Here is a 13832-nt window from a genome sequence, read left to right as displayed (position 1 = left end):
TATTTGTATAATAACCATTATTCTATATAGCTTATAACGGTAATCGGGGTTGATATCACACCCGAAAACACTACACTGTTAATTGCTTTCCACTGGATTTATTTCTGAAAATTGTACGTCTACTTGACCCTCAGCTAATTGCACTTGATATGTGTTTTCCACATTTAGCTCACTAGGCTTGCGTATCGCGTGTAGTTGATCTTTTTCTTTGTTCAGAATAACCGCATACCCACGCTCCAGCGTTCTCTGCGGATTGAGCATCTCTAACTGAGACTGGTAGTGCACTTGATTACGCTTCCAGCTTTCTATATGCACTGACCATGCTTGGTTTAATCGTTGCTGCCAGCTATTAATTTGTTCGCGCATACGATCGGGATTGGGCAAAGCATGGCTGAGCCTCAGAGCCAATTGATCTAAGGTTTGCGCCTCGCGCTCAACTCGTTGATTAATGCGCTGGAGAAGCGCTTGCATGATGGCATCGAGCTCCTGCAGCATTTGATCTCGGCGTGGTGCTGCAAGCTCTGCCGCGCCCGTCGGAGTTGGTGCACGGAGGTCGGCAACAAAGTCGGCAATGGTGAAGTCGGTTTCATGTCCAACACCACTGACCACTGGGATGGATGAATCTGCAATCACATATGCAAGCTGTTCATCATTAAAAGCCCATAGATCTTCAATGCTGCCACCACCGCGCACTAGCAATATGACATCGACTGCTTTTTCTTTATTAGCAGCTTTGAGTGCGGCAATAATTCCAGCGGGTGCATCAGGACCTTGAACCAAGGTTGGATAAATCACAATCGGAATATGTGGCGCTCTTCTCGCTAAAGTGCTTAAGACATCCTTAAGTGCAGCTGCTTGTGGTGATGTGATGATGCCGATGGATCTCGGATGTGTTGGTATCTCGCGTTTGCGCTCATCATCAAACAAACCTTCTTTAGCAAGTTTGGCTTTGAGCTTTAGGAAGGCTTCGTATAGACCACCCATACCAGCGCGTCGTAAGGTCTGAATAGTGAGCTGAATATCTCCACGAGGAACATACATGCCCAGACTGGCGCTGACCTCAACCAAGTCCCCAGATTGCGGCATGAACCCTACTTGGCCGTTGCGACCACGGAACATGACACAGCGAATCTGACCTTCTGCGTCCTTTAACGAGAAATACCAGTGCCCGCTGTCATAAGCCTTGAAGTTGGAAATCTCCCCGCTCACCCATACAGTGTCGAAACGGTCCTCTAAAGAGGCAGCAATGGCGCGGTTTAGATCGCCAACACTCAGAATTTCCCTTGATATTTCCGACATTTTTTCTCTTTAATCTCACAACCATCTGGCTTAGGCGCCAATAAATATCCACAGATGCAGATTCACTCTAGGTTTAATGCTCATAAGTAAGTAATTACTGACCCAAAACGTCTCATAAATCCAACATTAAAAATATAAGCCATTGATTTATATAGGAATTAATGCATCCAATAAATTTAATTGAATGCAATATAAAACCGAGTCAACCATGTATCAAGGACTTACAGAGCGAATTCAAAAAAGTTTTGCACAGAGTTATCCACAGGCTAGGTTTCCGAAACAGGCTTTTTAATTCAGCTAAAGTACTGAGCTTATGTACTCCATCTTACTATCCGCTGGCTGGCCTATTTGGCCCCTCCTCATCATTTCCATATTGGGTCTTGCAATCGCCATAGAGCGAGGCTGGTATCTACGTCAAACGCATATATTCCCCAAAAACTGTCTGGAAAGCGTCTTTTCTCTTGCAAATCAGTTGGTTGGAAACAAATCAACCGTTTCTGTGCAGCAGATTGCAGAATTGGCCAACCTTTCTCCTGCAAGTCCTTTATTGGCATGCGCACTAAAAGAGAAATTAGCCGGCAGTAGTACTGATGCTGCGCTGGAGGAGCTGCAGGTGAGCGCACAAAGCACTTGGCTTAAGCTGGACCGCTACTTAGGTGCCCTTGCCACGATCGCCACGGTCGCTCCGCTACTGGGTTTATTTGGCACCGTAGTGGGCATGATTGAAATCTTTGGCAGCCAAGGGGCAATCAATGGTGCTGCCGGCAGTCCACAACAATTGGCACACGGTATATCAGTCGCTTTGTATAACACTGCATTTGGACTATTGATTGCTATTCCAGCTCTTGCTGCTTGGCGTGGTTTGCGCGCAATGGCAAATCAACGTCAACGTGAATGCGAAGAATTTACTCGTCAACTTTTCAAAAAGCTTTATCCAAACGACGCTGCTGACATTACAAAATGAGTTGGCTAGAAACGCACCCACGAGCTAAGAGACAATTTTCTCTTGGGAGCAGTACTCCATCTGTAGAACCAGAAATCAATCTGATTCCTTTTATTGATGTGCTATTGGTGGTGCTAATCTTTTTAATGATCTCTACAACCTTCACACGGTATCAAGAACTCGCCATTACCTTACCCACCGCCAATGGCAATGAGAGCCAAGCAGAGGTCAAGCAAATTCATATTGCAGTCAGTCGCGATGGCCGCTTCGCTGTTAATGGCAAAGTCACCGATCGATCACAGCTTAGTAATGCATTAACTCAGTTAAACGGACAAAGCAATCAGAAGGAAGGCGTCAGCTCTCTGCAGGTCAATATTGATGCGGATGCCAAGGCGCCCCACCAATCAGTGATGAGTGCACTGGAAGCGGCGCGTGATGCCAATCTCTCGAATATCGTGTTTAGCAGTCAAACCAAAAAATAACTTCAGAACAAAGAAAAATATTCTTCATGTCCTTTTCTTTTTCCCGTAAAGCACCTAAGTTCTGGGAAAGACGTGGTCCTACAAGCTTATTGCTATGGCCACTCTCTTGGCTTTATGGCCTAGTGGTGCGTATGCGTAAGTTAATTCTGGATACGGGCTTAGTAAAACAAAAGCCTGCTCCAGTACCGGTGATTATTGTGGGCAATATCCGCGTAGGCGGCACTGGCAAGACGCCTATCGTGATTGCTTTAGCAGAACGCTTACAGCAACTTGGATGGAGGCCCGGCATTATCAGTAGAGGCTATGGCTCCTCTTCACAAACAGCACCCTTACAAGTACACGGCAATTCTGATCCTGCTTTAGTTGGCGATGAACCAGTCTTGATTGCAAAACGTACGCACGATCAATTTCCGATTTGGGTTTTTCCAAAACGTCAAAGAACTATTGGGGCCTTGCTCAAGCATTCGCCCAATGTAAACGTCATCATTAGTGATGATGGCTTGCAACATAGCGGCTTAGCCCGCTGGCCTGCTCGCGAAGGTGGTCGTGATATCGAATTCGTAGTGCGTGATGGACGCGGCGAAGGCAATCGCTTTTTGCTGCCCGCCGGTCCTTTGCGTGAACCAGCGACACGCGAACGCGATGCTACCCTTTTTACTGGAAAAACAAAGGATATTGAAACTAAGCTTGGCCCCCAGGATGAATACTTTTTAGGGCGTCGCGCATTTTCACTCTTGGGTCATTTAGGTAATGCCTACCAATTAATCAATCCCACCAATACGCAGACGCTTGTTCAAATTGCGGATAGCTATCTACCAAACAAAATTACTGCTGTTGCTGCCTTGGGTAATCCACAACGCTTTTTTGACGATCTACTCAAACAGGGCATTGCCGCTAAATCGATTCCTTTGCCTGATCATGCGACCTATACCCCTGAGTTCTTTGAGAAGATCAACGCGCAATGCATCCTCATCACCGAAAAAGATGCCGTGAAATGCACCACGATTACAGATGAACGTATTTGGGTAGTGCCAATGACTCTTGCCCTTCCGGATAGCCTGGCTGACTGGCTCCAATCTATCCTGCAAAGACCTAATCCTTATCGCTATACCTTGTAGGTTTAGCGTACATAGCACTACACTGTGTCCTCATATATTTAAACTCTTCATTTAGATCACTGCAAAGAAATCATGGATAAACGACTGCTCGATATTTTGGTTTGCCCTTTATGCAAAAGCCAATTGCATTTAAATGCCGAGAAACATGAACTCATTTGCAAAGCTGACCGCTTGGCTTACCCCATTCGGGATGATGTGCCGGTAATGCTGGTGGAAGAAGCGCGCAGCCTTAGCGCTGATGAAATCGCTTAATTTAATAAAAATCATTTTTTAATGGACGCTGACTCAAAGGCTGCAGATTTTTTAGTAGTAATTCCCGCTAGGTTGGGATCTACTCGCTTGCCTCGAAAACCTCTAGCTGACATTGGTGGCAAACCCATGGTCATTCGGGTTGCAGAGCGCGCCAAGCAATCACTTGCGCACAGCGTTGTAGTGGCAACTGATTCACCAGAAATACAAGCGGCTTGTGATGAGTACCGCATTGAGTGTTTACTGACTAGCGCAGATCATCCAACCGGAACCGATCGTATTGCAGAGGTTGCGCAGCTACTTAAATTACCCAGTAATGCATTGATTGTGAATGTGCAGGGTGATGAGCCACTCATTCCGCCGGAATTGATTAATCAAGTTGCTAGCACTTTGGCAGAGCATCAAGAGTGCGCCATCTCCACAGTTGCTGTACCCATTACCGATGCCACAGAGATCAATAATCCCAATGTTGTGAAAGTCGTTCTCAATCGCGCTGGCGAGGCGCTCTATTTTTCTAGAGCACCTATTCCATTTGTGAGGGATCCGCAAGTCGATCAAAAAACAGATCATTTACGCCATCTGGGGATCTATGCCTATAGAGCTGACTTTTTACAGGCCTATACCCGTCTAGAGCCAGCTCCTCCAGAGCAAGCTGAAGCCCTAGAGCAGCTGCGCGCCCTCTGGAATGGTTATCGCATAGCAGTTCATATCGCCTCAGAAGCTCCACCGGCTGGCGTCGATACCCCAGAGGACCTGGAAAGAGTGCGGCAGATGCTAGCTCGCTCCTAGGCCAACCTAAGGCTAAAAGCCAAAACCTCAGTAGCTTGCAACTTCTCGGGGATAATCCTAGGCAATAGGTATCTAAGATCCCGACAAAATACGGGACAATGACAGCTCTTCTAAGGGGAAAACAATGCGGTTGATTCTGCTCGGTGCACCAGGTGCTGGAAAAGGCACACAAGCTCAGTTCATTTGCGAAAAGTTCGCTATTCCACAAATTTCCACTGGCGATATGTTGCGCGCTGCTGTGAAAGCAGGAACTGAACTCGGCGTTGCCGCTAAAAAGATTATGGATGCGGGCGGCCTAGTTTCTGATGACATCATCATCGGCCTCGTTAAAGATCGTCTAACTCAACCCGATTGCAGTAAGGGCTATTTGTTTGATGGCTTCCCAAGAACGATTCCTCAAGCACAAGCCATGAAAGATGCTGGCGTTCCGATTGATTACGTTTTAGAAATCGATGTGCCATTTGATGCCATCATCGATCGCATGGGCGGACGTCGTGTTCATCCAGCTTCTGGTCGTACCTATCACATCAAATACAACCCACCAAAAGTGGCTGGAAAAGATGATGTCACTGGCGAAGATTTAATCCAGCGTGATGACGACAAAGAAGAAACAGTTCGCAAGCGTCTGCAGGTGTATGACGATCAAACCCGTCCATTAGTTGAGTACTACTCTTCTTGGGCAGCACAAGCTAACTCAGCGGACAAAGTGAAAGCGCCAGCCTATCGCAAGGTAAACGGCACTGGTAGTGTTGATGACATTACTGCTTCTATTTTTGCTCAATTGAAATAATTAATTGCTTTCGCAATTTTTGGATGTAAATATGGACTGCATTGCAGTCCATATTTATTTATGCATGAACAGTTAATCTCATGCCTAACGCATGTATGACTCTAGTCACAGTCTCAAAACGTGGTCGCGCCTCAATTTTTAAAGCTCTATAAAGGGACTCTCTAGTAACGCCGCTCTTTTTAGCAATGTCGCTCATTCCCTTTGCTCTGGCAATGTCGCCAATAGCAGCTACAAATAAAGCGGGATCGCCATCTTCTAGTACAGCTGTCAAGTATCCAGCAATATCTGCATCGGTTTTTAAGTAATCTACGACATCAAATTTAGATATATCTTTTATTTTTATTTTTTTTGTCTTTTTCATTTAATCCTCCATCGCCAGAAGCATTTGCTTAACTTTTCTAATATCAGCATTTTGAGTTGCTTTAGAACCACCGCCCAACATTAAGATAACTACCCTTCCGCGCCTTAAGTAATACATTCTCCAGCCAGCACCAAAATGCTCACGCATCTCCCAAATCCCGTTTGACTCAGATATTGAAGCAACGTCCCCCAAATTCCCTAAAGCAACTCTGCGCAACCTTGCCAACAATCTACCTCGAGTTAAAGGGTCGCGAATAGAGCTAAGCCAGAGTTCAAATTCAACTGTTTTATCGATTTCATACATACATCAATTGTAACCAATCGATTACAGTATACATTTAAAGACCACTCAATGGAAATAGCCATTTAGAAAACTTTTAAAGACGAGTTCTCGATGCTAAATTCACACCAAGACAAATATAAAAATGAGGGAGAGAATTTTCGTCGAGATGATCGAAACCTTAGACGGCCTACATCAAAGCGGTGCGCTAAGTGCGGCTGAGCTATGGGAATCCCTGAAAAATATAGAAAATCGCACTAAGGAAGTAAAAAGTGTCAGCGCAACCACATCAAAACAAGAAAAATCTTAAGATTTATTTCAACTCTTTTAAAGCGCTCTCAAAAGACTCAATGTCCGCAAAGCTTCGGTAAACCGAAGCAAAGCGGATATAAGCTACCTTGTCTAGGCGCTTGAGTTCGCGCATTACTAGCTCACCCACGCGCTCGCTCGGGATCTCTTTTTCACCAAGACTAAGAAGCTTTTCTTCGATACGTGCGATCGATTCATCTACGGAGTCTGAAGAGACTGGACGCTTACGTAAGGCTAACTTAATTGAGCTAGCCAACTTGTCATGGCTGTATTCAACGCGGCTACCATTTTTCTTAACGATAGCCGGTAGTACCAATTCCACACGCTCATAAGTAGTAAAGCGCTTATCGCACTTGGCACAACGGCGACGACGGCGAATGGTATCGCCTTCGTCCGATACCCGGGTATCTAAAACCTGGGTATCTTCGTTATGGCAAAAAGGGCAGCGCAATGAGCTCTTCTTTTCTTAGTTGGGTTGCTGATTGTTTGCTTAACCGTAAACTGGGAAACGCTTCGTGAGCTCAGAAACTTGAGCACGCACTTTAGCAATGTTCTCAGGATCAGTTGGATTATCTAAAACATCCGCAATAAAGTTTCCAACTTGTTTTGCTTCTGCTTCTTTAAATCCACGCGTAGTCATTGCTGGTGAACCCAAACGAATGCCGCTGGTCACCATTGGTTTTTCTGGATCATTTGGAATGCCGTTCTTATTGCAAGTGATGTGCGCTTCACCTAAAACACGCTCAGCCTCTTTACCGGTCATTTTCTTGGCACGCAGATCCACCAACATCACATGAGAATCTGTTCCGCCAGAAACGATACGTAAGCCACGTGCAATTAAAGTCTCAGCAAGTACTTTTGCATTCGCAACAACTTGTTTTTGGTAATCAATAAAACTCGGCTCCTGTGCCTCTTTAAATGCTGCCGCCTTACCGGCTATCACATGCATCAAAGGACCACCCTGTAAGCCTGGGAACACTGCAGAGTTAATCGCCTTCTCATGCTCAGCCTTCATCAAAATAATGCCGCCACGGGGGCCACGCAAGCTCTTGTGCGTTGTGGAGGTAACGATGTCTGCATGGGGAACTGGGTTTGGATAAACACCCGCAGCTATCAAGCCAGCATAGTGAGCCATATCGACCATAAAAATTGCGCCCACTTCCTTGGCTAATTTACCAATGCGCTCGAAATCTATTTTTAGAGAGTAAGCGGAGGCGCCAGCAATAATCAATTTTGGTTTGTGCTCACGAGCGAGACGTTCCATTTGCTCGTAATCAATCTCTTCGTTTTTATCAAGGCCGTAAGCGATCGGATTAAACCATTTGCCGCTCATGTTCAACGCCATGCCGTGGGTCAAGTGACCGCCTTCAGCAAGACTCATACCCATGAAGGTATCGCCTGGTTTTAAGAAAGCCAAGAACACAGCTTGGTTGGCAGATGCGCCGCAATGCGGTTGTACGTTTGCTGCTTCAGCACCAAATAATGCTTTGACGCGATCGATCGCTAATTGCTCAGCCACGTCCACGAATTCACAACCGCCGTAATAGCGCTTGCCTGGATAGCCTTCAGCGTACTTATTGGTCAACTGAGAGCCTTGAGCCTCCATTACCGCTGGTGAGGTGTAGTTCTCAGAAGCAATCAGCTCAATATGGTCTTCCTGACGCTTATTTTCGTTCTGAATGGCTGCCCATAACTGGGGGTCGGTTTTGGCTAAAGTGTTTTGACGGTCAAACATGGTGATAATCCTGAAAAAGTTGGATTGCTGAGTGAATTAACTTAGTAAAATCAACCTACATCATACAAAATCCACCATGACCTCTACACAAGACCTCTCATTCCTCTCCCTAGTCCTCAATGCCAGCCTATTAGTACAGCTGGTAATGTTGTTATTACTCAGCATGTCCGTGGCCTCTTGGACCATTATTTTTAAGAAAACCGCTGTTTTACGTGGGGTCCGCCAGGATACCGAGCGCTTTGAGCGTGACTTTTGGGCCGGTGGAGACCTCAATACCCTCCTAGAGGCGGCCCAGCGCAATAACCGCAATGACGCGGTCCTAGAGCATATTTTCGAGGCTGGGATGCAAGAATTTGCAAAAGGTCGTGAGATTGACGCTGCCCGTCGCGCCATGAAAGCCACCTACCAACGTGAAATGGACCTCCTAGAAGCCAATCTACCCTTCTTGGCATCCGTAGGCTCAGTCTCCCCCTATATCGGCCTCTTTGGCACCGTTTGGGGCATCATGCACTCCTTCCGCGGTTTGGCTAACGTGCAAAACGCGACCCTTTCTGCAGTGGCTCCCGGTATCGCAGAAGCATTGATCGCTACAGCGATTGGTTTGTTTGCTGCGATTCCAGCAGTAGTTGCTTACAACCGCGCAGCAACTGATGTAGACCGCCTCTCCATTCGCTTTGAAACTTTCATTGAAGAGTTCACCAACATCTTGCAGCGTCAAACTGCTGGACGTTAATTGGATTCATAAGCGAAAAAATTATGGCTGGTTCTTCATTGCGTAAAAACAAACGTCGGGCAATGTCTGACATTAACGTCGTTCCCTACATCGACGTCATGTTGGTATTGCTCGTAATTTTTATGGTCACCGCACCAATGGTCAACCCCGGCGTTGTCAACTTACCCACTGTTGGTGGCGCCAAAGTGCAATCACTACCGCCAGTCTTTCTAACGATTGATGCCAACGAGAATGTCATCGTGCGCAAAGATGGAGACCCCACGCAAACACTTAATAAATTTGAGCTTGGTGCTTTTGCCAGATCTCAGGCAGAAAAATCTGCCGATCAACCGATTGTGATTGCTGCGGATAAATCCATTAAGTATGAAACAGTGATGGAAGTGATGTCCAAGCTCAAAGAGAATGGCGTGAAGCGCGTTGGCCTTGCGGTCAAGACCCAGTAAGACTCTGGCCATCATAGCTGCTCATGAATAGCGCACACTCTTTTCAGTCACCCCTCTCGCAATTCAAGCGAGGACGTTTTACGAAAGAAGAAAGTACCAAGCGCGCCTTTACTTTTTCACTCATCGCGCATTTAGGTCTGCTTGCTTTTTTAATGATTGGGATTAGCTGGAACAACACCACCTCTTCTGGTGTTGAGGTTGAGCTCTGGGACTCCGCTCCACAAGTAGAATCTCCACCTGAGCCAGAACTCAAAACAGAAGTGAAAGAAGAGGCTGCTGATATCGCCATCAAGAAAAAGAAGGTAGATAAAGAACCTCCCAAAAAAGAAGTGGTGAAAGAGAAGCCAAAGCCAGTGAAACCTCCTCCACCGAAGGAGAAGGAAAAGCCGAAGAAGGAAGATCCACCGAAAAAAGTAGAAGCCCCTAAAGCCCAATCTCCTGCAGAAACTAAAGCCAATGCCGCTGCAGAAAAAGCACGTTCTGATCAATTAGCGCGTTTACGTGCTGCAGCTGGTGCCGAAGGCGGTAGTGGTGGTACGGTTGGAAGTGGTGTTGGCGGCGGAGGCAATGCGCCCCCAGGCTGGACCGACAAAGTCATTAAGAAGGTCAAGCCATTGATTGTCTTTAACCCTGAATCCGTGAGTGGCAACCCTGCAGCGGTGATTCTGGTCAATCTTGCTCCAGACGGGGCTATTTTGAGTACCAGTATTCAATCCTCTAGCGGTAATACCGGCTGGGACCGTGCCGTACTCCTCGCACTTTCTCGCGCAGAGAGTTTGCCAAAAGACGACAATGGCAAAATTCCTCAACGCGAAGTAAAACTGACTTTTAAACCCAAGGATTAATGCATGTTGCAATTAGCAAAAAGACAGATACAGAAACTGACCTCAAAACTAAATTCTTTTAGCTTGATTGGTATTGCTTTATGTATCAGCTTTGCAACTCCTGCGCTTGCGCAGATGAATATTGAAATCACTGGCGTAGGTCAATCACTTTACCCAATCGCGGTAATGCGCTTTAAAGATGAGAACAAATTACCCACTAGCGTTACTGAAATTATTCGCCAAGATTTAGCTCGCAGCGGTTACTTTAAAAATACTGAGAACGGTAATGCTGTTGAGAGCGATGATGGTACCCCCAACTACAAATCTTGGGCAGCACGTGGCGCTGATGCATTAGTAGTTGGATCAGTCGTACAGACTGGCAACAATCAATTTGACATTCATTACAAATTATTTGATGTTCGCAAATCTCAAAGCCTGGGCGGTCTAAATCTCAACTCAAGCAGCGATAACTTGCGTGCAGTTGCCCATAAAATTGCTGATGACATCATCTTTAAATTATTGGGTGAGCGTGGCGTGTTCTCCACCCGTCTCTCCTATGTCATTAAGGATGGTAAGCGCTATCGCCTGGTGATATCTGATGCAGACGGTCAGAACATTCGCAATGCTATGAACAGTGGTGAGCCGATTATTTCTCCATCATGGTCACCCGATGGCAAGAAAGTAGCGTACGTTTCTTTTGAAGATCGTAAGCCGGTGATTTATGTTCATGAACTAGCAACCGGTCGTCGCATTTCTCTTTCAAATCAAAAGGGTAATAACAGCGCACCAGCGTGGTCACCCGATGGCAAGAAATTAGCGATCTCATTGTCTAAAGATGGTAATACACAGATCTACGGCATCAATGCAGATGGCACGGGTTTGCATCGTTTAACTCGTGGCAACACGATTGATACCGAGCCGCAATATTCTGCTGATGGTCGCTACATCTACTTCACTAGCGATCGCGGTGGCAACCCACAAATCTATCGCATGAGTGCTGATGGCGAACAAGCTGAAGGCGTCAAACGCATTACCTTCAAACAAGGTTTTGTAACCTCACCTCGCATCTCACCAGATGGCAAATATTTAGCTTACATCGCCAATATTGGTGGCGCATATCGCCTCTACATTCTGAACTTGGCTACTGGCGATACTCAGGCGCTTACCGATGGCACTAGTGATGAATCCCCTTCCTTTGCTGCCAACGGCCGCTATGTTCTCTACTCCACCAAAGTCGGTGGCAAACGAGTACTCGCCGCCGTTTCAGTCGATGGCAACTCCAAACAGGTATTGAGCATTCCCGGATCTGATGTACGTCAGCCGTCCTGGAGCCCATTCATGGACTGAGTCTTAGGTAGGTCTGAACCAAGCCTTAACTGCATCTAAACCCTTTTTTAGGGGTTGAAATAGTCACTTTTGATGTTCTTAGGGGCATAATATTGTCTATTGATTTATTTATAGATTTAGCTCGTAGGAAAAAGGAAAATTCATGAAGATTTCTATCGCACGTCGCGCAGCGACATTCGCCCTGATTGGTGCCGCGGCATTTTTGATGGCAGCATGCTCCAGCGTCAAGCTAGATGACACTGATGGCGCTAATGGTAGCGGCAGTGGCAAATTTGGCTCACAGCCATGGAATGACCCGAGCAGTCCACTCTTTGAAAAGAGTGTTTACTTTGGCTTTGATGAATACACCGTTCAAACTAAATACCAAAAAATGCTGTCTGCTCACGCAAGCTACTTAAAAGCCAATCCAAAGCAGAAAGTCATTATTCAGGGCAACACTGATGAACGCGGCACAGCTGAATACAACTTGGCACTTGGCCAACGTCGTTCTGATGCTGTACGTAAATCATTGAACTTGATGGGCGTTTCTGACGACCAAATGGAAGCAGTGAGCTTTGGCAAAGAAAAGCCAAAAGCAGAAGGTGACACTGAAGCAGCTTGGGCAGAAAATCGCCGCGCTGACATTGTTTACATCACCAACTAAATGAAGATGCTTTCATACTCAGTAAAACAAACGCTCTCACGAGCGTTTTGTTTAAGTGCTGCACTCATTTGTTTAGGCGCATCTAATAGCGCCTGGGCCCTCTTCTCCGATGACGAGGCACGTAAAGCCATCCTGGATCTGCGCAAGTCTCTAGCGACCACCCAGCTTGAGTTACAGGGTCAAATCGACAAACTCAAAACTGAGAATGCAGAGCTGCGTGGCAAGGTTGAAGAGCTTGAGAAGCAAGGCGAAGACATTAACAATAGTCAGAAAACTTACTACCAAGATCTCGATACTCGCTTGGGTAATTTTGAGCCTCGCACCGTAACAATTGAAGGCGTCTCTGGAACAGTGCAACCTGGCGAGAAAAAAGCCTACGACGATGCATTAAAGGCCTTTCAGGCGGGTAATCTGAAGAAAGCTGACGATAGCTTTGCTGCATTCACTGCCAAGTATCCAAAAAGCCCTTACTTGCCGCTTGCCCTCTACTGGAGTGGTAATAGCAAATATGCCAATAAAGAATATGCTGGTGCCATCGCCCAATTACAAAGTTTAATTAAACGCTACCCAAATCATCCACGCGTTCCTGCGGCAATGGTGACTTTGGGTAACTCGCAATTAGAAAGCGGCAACAAGGCAGCGGCTAAAAAAACATTTAGCGAAATTATTGCTAAGTACCCAGACACTGATGCAGCTAAAGATGCGCAGCAACTCATTACTAGCACCAAGTAACTGATTATCCATGTCTAAGCTTTCTGCCGCATTCGAATCTCTAGCGCCCCGTAAAGCCGGCGCTCCAGCAGTCATTCTGTTTTCGGGTGGGCTAGACTCAACAACTGTGCTCGCCCTTGCGAAAGACCTTGGGTATACGCCGTATGCCCTATCCGTAGGATATGGTCAGCGTCATTCATCTGAATTGGCAGCGGCCAAACATATTGCCAAGCAAATTGGAGTAGCAAGACACGAAGTGGTTAATCTAGACCTCACTCGCTTTGGGGGCTCTGCTTTAACTGATGCCTCGATTGCAGTCCCAACCACTCCCGGCAAAGATCAAGAAATTCCCATTACCTACGTGCCAGCACGCAATACGATTTTGCTGTCACTTGCCTTAGGTTGGGCAGAGTCATTGGGTGGTCTTGATATTTTCTACGGCGCTAATTCGGTGGATTACTCCGGTTATCCTGATTGCCGCCCTGAATACGTTGCCTCTTTTGAACATATGGCCAACCTAGCCACTAAAGCAGGCGTAGAAGCCATAAATGATGCAAATCGTTTTAGAGTGCACGCACCTATCATTAGCCTTACTAAAGGTGAAATCATTCAACTAGGAAGTACGCTAGGTGTAGATTATTCTCAAACAGTCTCTTGCTACCAGGCAAATGATTTGGGTGAAGCCTGCGGAGAATGTGAGTCTTGCCGCCTAAGACAGGCTGGCTTTAAGCAAGCCAATGTGGGCGATCCTACTCGCTACCAAAAAAAATATTAAAC

Annotated in this window: 19 protein-coding genes; 14 read left to right on the top strand and 5 right to left on the bottom strand. The window is 46.3% G+C overall.

The features are described 5' to 3' along the window. Positions 1-78: 78 nt before the first annotated feature. Entirely contained in the window at positions 79-1299 is a 1221-nt protein-coding gene (xseA, locus tag C2755_RS01565; RefSeq protein ID WP_215321473.1) for an exodeoxyribonuclease VII large subunit, read from the bottom strand. A gap of 313 nt (positions 1300-1612) precedes the next feature. Here xseA and C2755_RS01560 point away from each other — a divergent pair, with 313 nt between their 5' ends. The 6 genes from C2755_RS01560 (at position 1613) to adk (ending at position 5670) form a co-directional block, all read left to right on the top strand. Beyond that, on the top strand, positions 1613-2263 hold the full coding sequence (locus tag C2755_RS01560) for a MotA/TolQ/ExbB proton channel family protein (protein ID WP_215321472.1): 651 nt from the start codon (positions 1613-1615) through the stop codon (positions 2261-2263). Beyond that, positions 2260-2724 carry a biopolymer transporter ExbD gene (locus C2755_RS01555; protein WP_215321471.1) on the top strand — a complete coding sequence of 155 codons (465 nt, stop codon included), beginning with the start codon at positions 2260-2262 and terminating at the stop codon, positions 2722-2724. The genes C2755_RS01560 and C2755_RS01555 overlap by 4 nt, the downstream gene beginning before the upstream one ends. Before the next feature lie 26 nt (positions 2725-2750). Beyond that, positions 2751-3842, top strand: coding sequence for a tetraacyldisaccharide 4'-kinase (gene lpxK, locus C2755_RS01550; RefSeq protein ID WP_215321470.1), 1092 nt, complete (start codon positions 2751-2753; stop codon positions 3840-3842). Between the two features lie 72 nt (positions 3843-3914). Beyond that, positions 3915-4094, top strand: coding sequence for a Trm112 family protein (locus tag C2755_RS01545; RefSeq protein ID WP_215321469.1), 180 nt, complete (start codon positions 3915-3917; stop codon positions 4092-4094). Between the two features lie 21 nt (positions 4095-4115). Continuing rightward, a complete protein-coding gene (gene kdsB / locus C2755_RS01540) occupies positions 4116-4880 on the top strand; it encodes a 3-deoxy-manno-octulosonate cytidylyltransferase (RefSeq protein WP_215321468.1) in 765 nt (254 codons plus the stop codon). 124 nt (positions 4881-5004) lie between these two features. Then, on the top strand, positions 5005-5670 hold the full coding sequence (adk, locus tag C2755_RS01535; protein ID WP_215321467.1) for an adenylate kinase: 666 nt from the start codon (positions 5005-5007) through the stop codon (positions 5668-5670). A gap of 58 nt (positions 5671-5728) precedes the next feature. Here the strand turns inward: adk and C2755_RS01530 are convergent, their stop codons facing one another. Together C2755_RS01530 and C2755_RS01525 are read right to left on the bottom strand one after the other, a co-directional pair. After that, positions 5729-6031: an addiction module antidote protein gene (locus C2755_RS01530; RefSeq protein WP_215321466.1), complete on the bottom strand. Its 303-nt coding sequence runs from the start codon at positions 6029-6031 to the stop codon at positions 5729-5731. Further along, a complete protein-coding gene (locus C2755_RS01525; protein ID WP_215321465.1) occupies positions 6032-6334 on the bottom strand; it encodes a type II toxin-antitoxin system RelE/ParE family toxin in 303 nt (100 codons plus the stop codon). Positions 6335-6479: 145 nt separating this feature from the next. On the opposite strand from C2755_RS01525, the gene C2755_RS01520 reads away from it, so the two are divergent. Continuing rightward, positions 6480-6620, top strand: coding sequence for a hypothetical protein (locus tag C2755_RS01520; protein WP_215321464.1), 141 nt, complete (start codon positions 6480-6482; stop codon positions 6618-6620). A 3-nt stretch (positions 6621-6623) separates the two neighbouring features. On the opposite strand, the gene nrdR is transcribed toward C2755_RS01520, so the two are convergent. After that, the gene (gene nrdR / locus C2755_RS01515; RefSeq protein ID WP_215321463.1) at positions 6624-7070 is read right to left on the bottom strand and encodes a transcriptional regulator NrdR; all 447 of its coding nucleotides are present in this window, start codon (positions 7068-7070) and stop codon (positions 6624-6626) included. 39 nt (positions 7071-7109) lie between these two features. Then, on the bottom strand, positions 7110-8354 hold the full coding sequence (gene glyA, locus C2755_RS01510) for a serine hydroxymethyltransferase (protein WP_215321462.1): 1245 nt from the start codon (positions 8352-8354) through the stop codon (positions 7110-7112). 76 nt (positions 8355-8430) lie between these two features. On the opposite strand from glyA, the gene tolQ reads away from it, so the two are divergent. From tolQ to queC, 7 genes are all read left to right on the top strand, one after another. Next, complete coding sequence (gene tolQ, locus C2755_RS01505; RefSeq protein ID WP_215321461.1) at positions 8431-9087, top strand: protein TolQ; 657 nt, start codon at positions 8431-8433, stop codon at positions 9085-9087. A gap of 23 nt (positions 9088-9110) precedes the next feature. Next, positions 9111-9530, top strand: a complete 420-nt coding sequence (gene tolR, locus C2755_RS01500) for a protein TolR (RefSeq protein ID WP_072583297.1) — start codon at positions 9111-9113, stop codon at positions 9528-9530. A 23-nt stretch (positions 9531-9553) separates the two neighbouring features. Continuing rightward, positions 9554-10375 (top strand): energy transducer TonB, encoded by an 822-nt coding sequence (locus tag C2755_RS01495; RefSeq protein WP_215321460.1) that lies wholly within the window; start codon positions 9554-9556, stop codon positions 10373-10375. Between the two features lie 3 nt (positions 10376-10378). Beyond that, positions 10379-11701 (top strand): Tol-Pal system beta propeller repeat protein TolB, encoded by a 1323-nt coding sequence (gene tolB, locus C2755_RS01490; RefSeq protein ID WP_251368502.1) that lies wholly within the window; start codon positions 10379-10381, stop codon positions 11699-11701. Between the two features lie 142 nt (positions 11702-11843). After that, complete coding sequence (gene pal, locus C2755_RS01485; protein ID WP_215321459.1) at positions 11844-12344, top strand: peptidoglycan-associated lipoprotein Pal; 501 nt, start codon at positions 11844-11846, stop codon at positions 12342-12344. Next, complete coding sequence (ybgF, locus tag C2755_RS01480) at positions 12345-13076, top strand: tol-pal system protein YbgF (protein ID WP_215321458.1); 732 nt, start codon at positions 12345-12347, stop codon at positions 13074-13076. A gap of 10 nt (positions 13077-13086) precedes the next feature. Then, the gene (gene queC / locus C2755_RS01475; RefSeq protein ID WP_215321457.1) at positions 13087-13830 is read left to right on the top strand and encodes a 7-cyano-7-deazaguanine synthase QueC; all 744 of its coding nucleotides are present in this window, start codon (positions 13087-13089) and stop codon (positions 13828-13830) included. Positions 13831-13832 lie beyond the last annotated feature (2 nt).

Origin of the sequence: Polynucleobacter sp. MWH-S4W17 (assembly GCF_018687535.1) — a bacterium.
Lineage (GTDB): Bacteria > Pseudomonadota > Gammaproteobacteria > Burkholderiales > Burkholderiaceae > Polynucleobacter.
This window is presented reverse-complemented; position numbering and strand designations above follow the sequence as displayed.

What these genes read in the sequence shown, in the direction of transcription:
- xseA (WP_215321473.1), bottom strand. Translation starts at nt 1,299, where the DNA reads ATGTCGGAAATATCAAGGGAAATTCTGAGTGTTGGCGATCTAAACCGC.
- C2755_RS01560 (WP_215321472.1), top strand. Translation starts at nt 1,613, where the DNA reads ATGTACTCCATCTTACTATCCGCTGGCTGGCCTATTTGGCCCCTCCTC.
- C2755_RS01555 (WP_215321471.1), top strand. Translation starts at nt 2,260, where the DNA reads ATGAGTTGGCTAGAAACGCACCCACGAGCTAAGAGACAATTTTCTCTT.
- lpxK (WP_215321470.1), top strand. Translation starts at nt 2,751, where the DNA reads ATGTCCTTTTCTTTTTCCCGTAAAGCACCTAAGTTCTGGGAAAGACGT.
- C2755_RS01545 (WP_215321469.1), top strand. Translation starts at nt 3,915, where the DNA reads ATGGATAAACGACTGCTCGATATTTTGGTTTGCCCTTTATGCAAAAGC.
- kdsB (WP_215321468.1), top strand. Translation starts at nt 4,116, where the DNA reads ATGGACGCTGACTCAAAGGCTGCAGATTTTTTAGTAGTAATTCCCGCT.
- adk (WP_215321467.1), top strand. Translation starts at nt 5,005, where the DNA reads ATGCGGTTGATTCTGCTCGGTGCACCAGGTGCTGGAAAAGGCACACAA.
- C2755_RS01530 (WP_215321466.1), bottom strand. Translation starts at nt 6,031, where the DNA reads ATGAAAAAGACAAAAAAAATAAAAATAAAAGATATATCTAAATTTGAT.
- C2755_RS01525 (WP_215321465.1), bottom strand. Translation starts at nt 6,334, where the DNA reads ATGTATGAAATCGATAAAACAGTTGAATTTGAACTCTGGCTTAGCTCT.
- C2755_RS01520 (WP_215321464.1), top strand. Translation starts at nt 6,480, where the DNA reads ATGATCGAAACCTTAGACGGCCTACATCAAAGCGGTGCGCTAAGTGCG.
- glyA (WP_215321462.1), bottom strand. Translation starts at nt 8,354, where the DNA reads ATGTTTGACCGTCAAAACACTTTAGCCAAAACCGACCCCCAGTTATGG.
- tolQ (WP_215321461.1), top strand. Translation starts at nt 8,431, where the DNA reads ATGACCTCTACACAAGACCTCTCATTCCTCTCCCTAGTCCTCAATGCC.
- tolR (WP_072583297.1), top strand. Translation starts at nt 9,111, where the DNA reads ATGGCTGGTTCTTCATTGCGTAAAAACAAACGTCGGGCAATGTCTGAC.
- C2755_RS01495 (WP_215321460.1), top strand. Translation starts at nt 9,554, where the DNA reads ATGAATAGCGCACACTCTTTTCAGTCACCCCTCTCGCAATTCAAGCGA.
- tolB (WP_251368502.1), top strand. Translation starts at nt 10,379, where the DNA reads ATGTTGCAATTAGCAAAAAGACAGATACAGAAACTGACCTCAAAACTA.
- pal (WP_215321459.1), top strand. Translation starts at nt 11,844, where the DNA reads ATGAAGATTTCTATCGCACGTCGCGCAGCGACATTCGCCCTGATTGGT.
- ybgF (WP_215321458.1), top strand. Translation starts at nt 12,345, where the DNA reads ATGAAGATGCTTTCATACTCAGTAAAACAAACGCTCTCACGAGCGTTT.
- queC (WP_215321457.1), top strand. Translation starts at nt 13,087, where the DNA reads ATGTCTAAGCTTTCTGCCGCATTCGAATCTCTAGCGCCCCGTAAAGCC.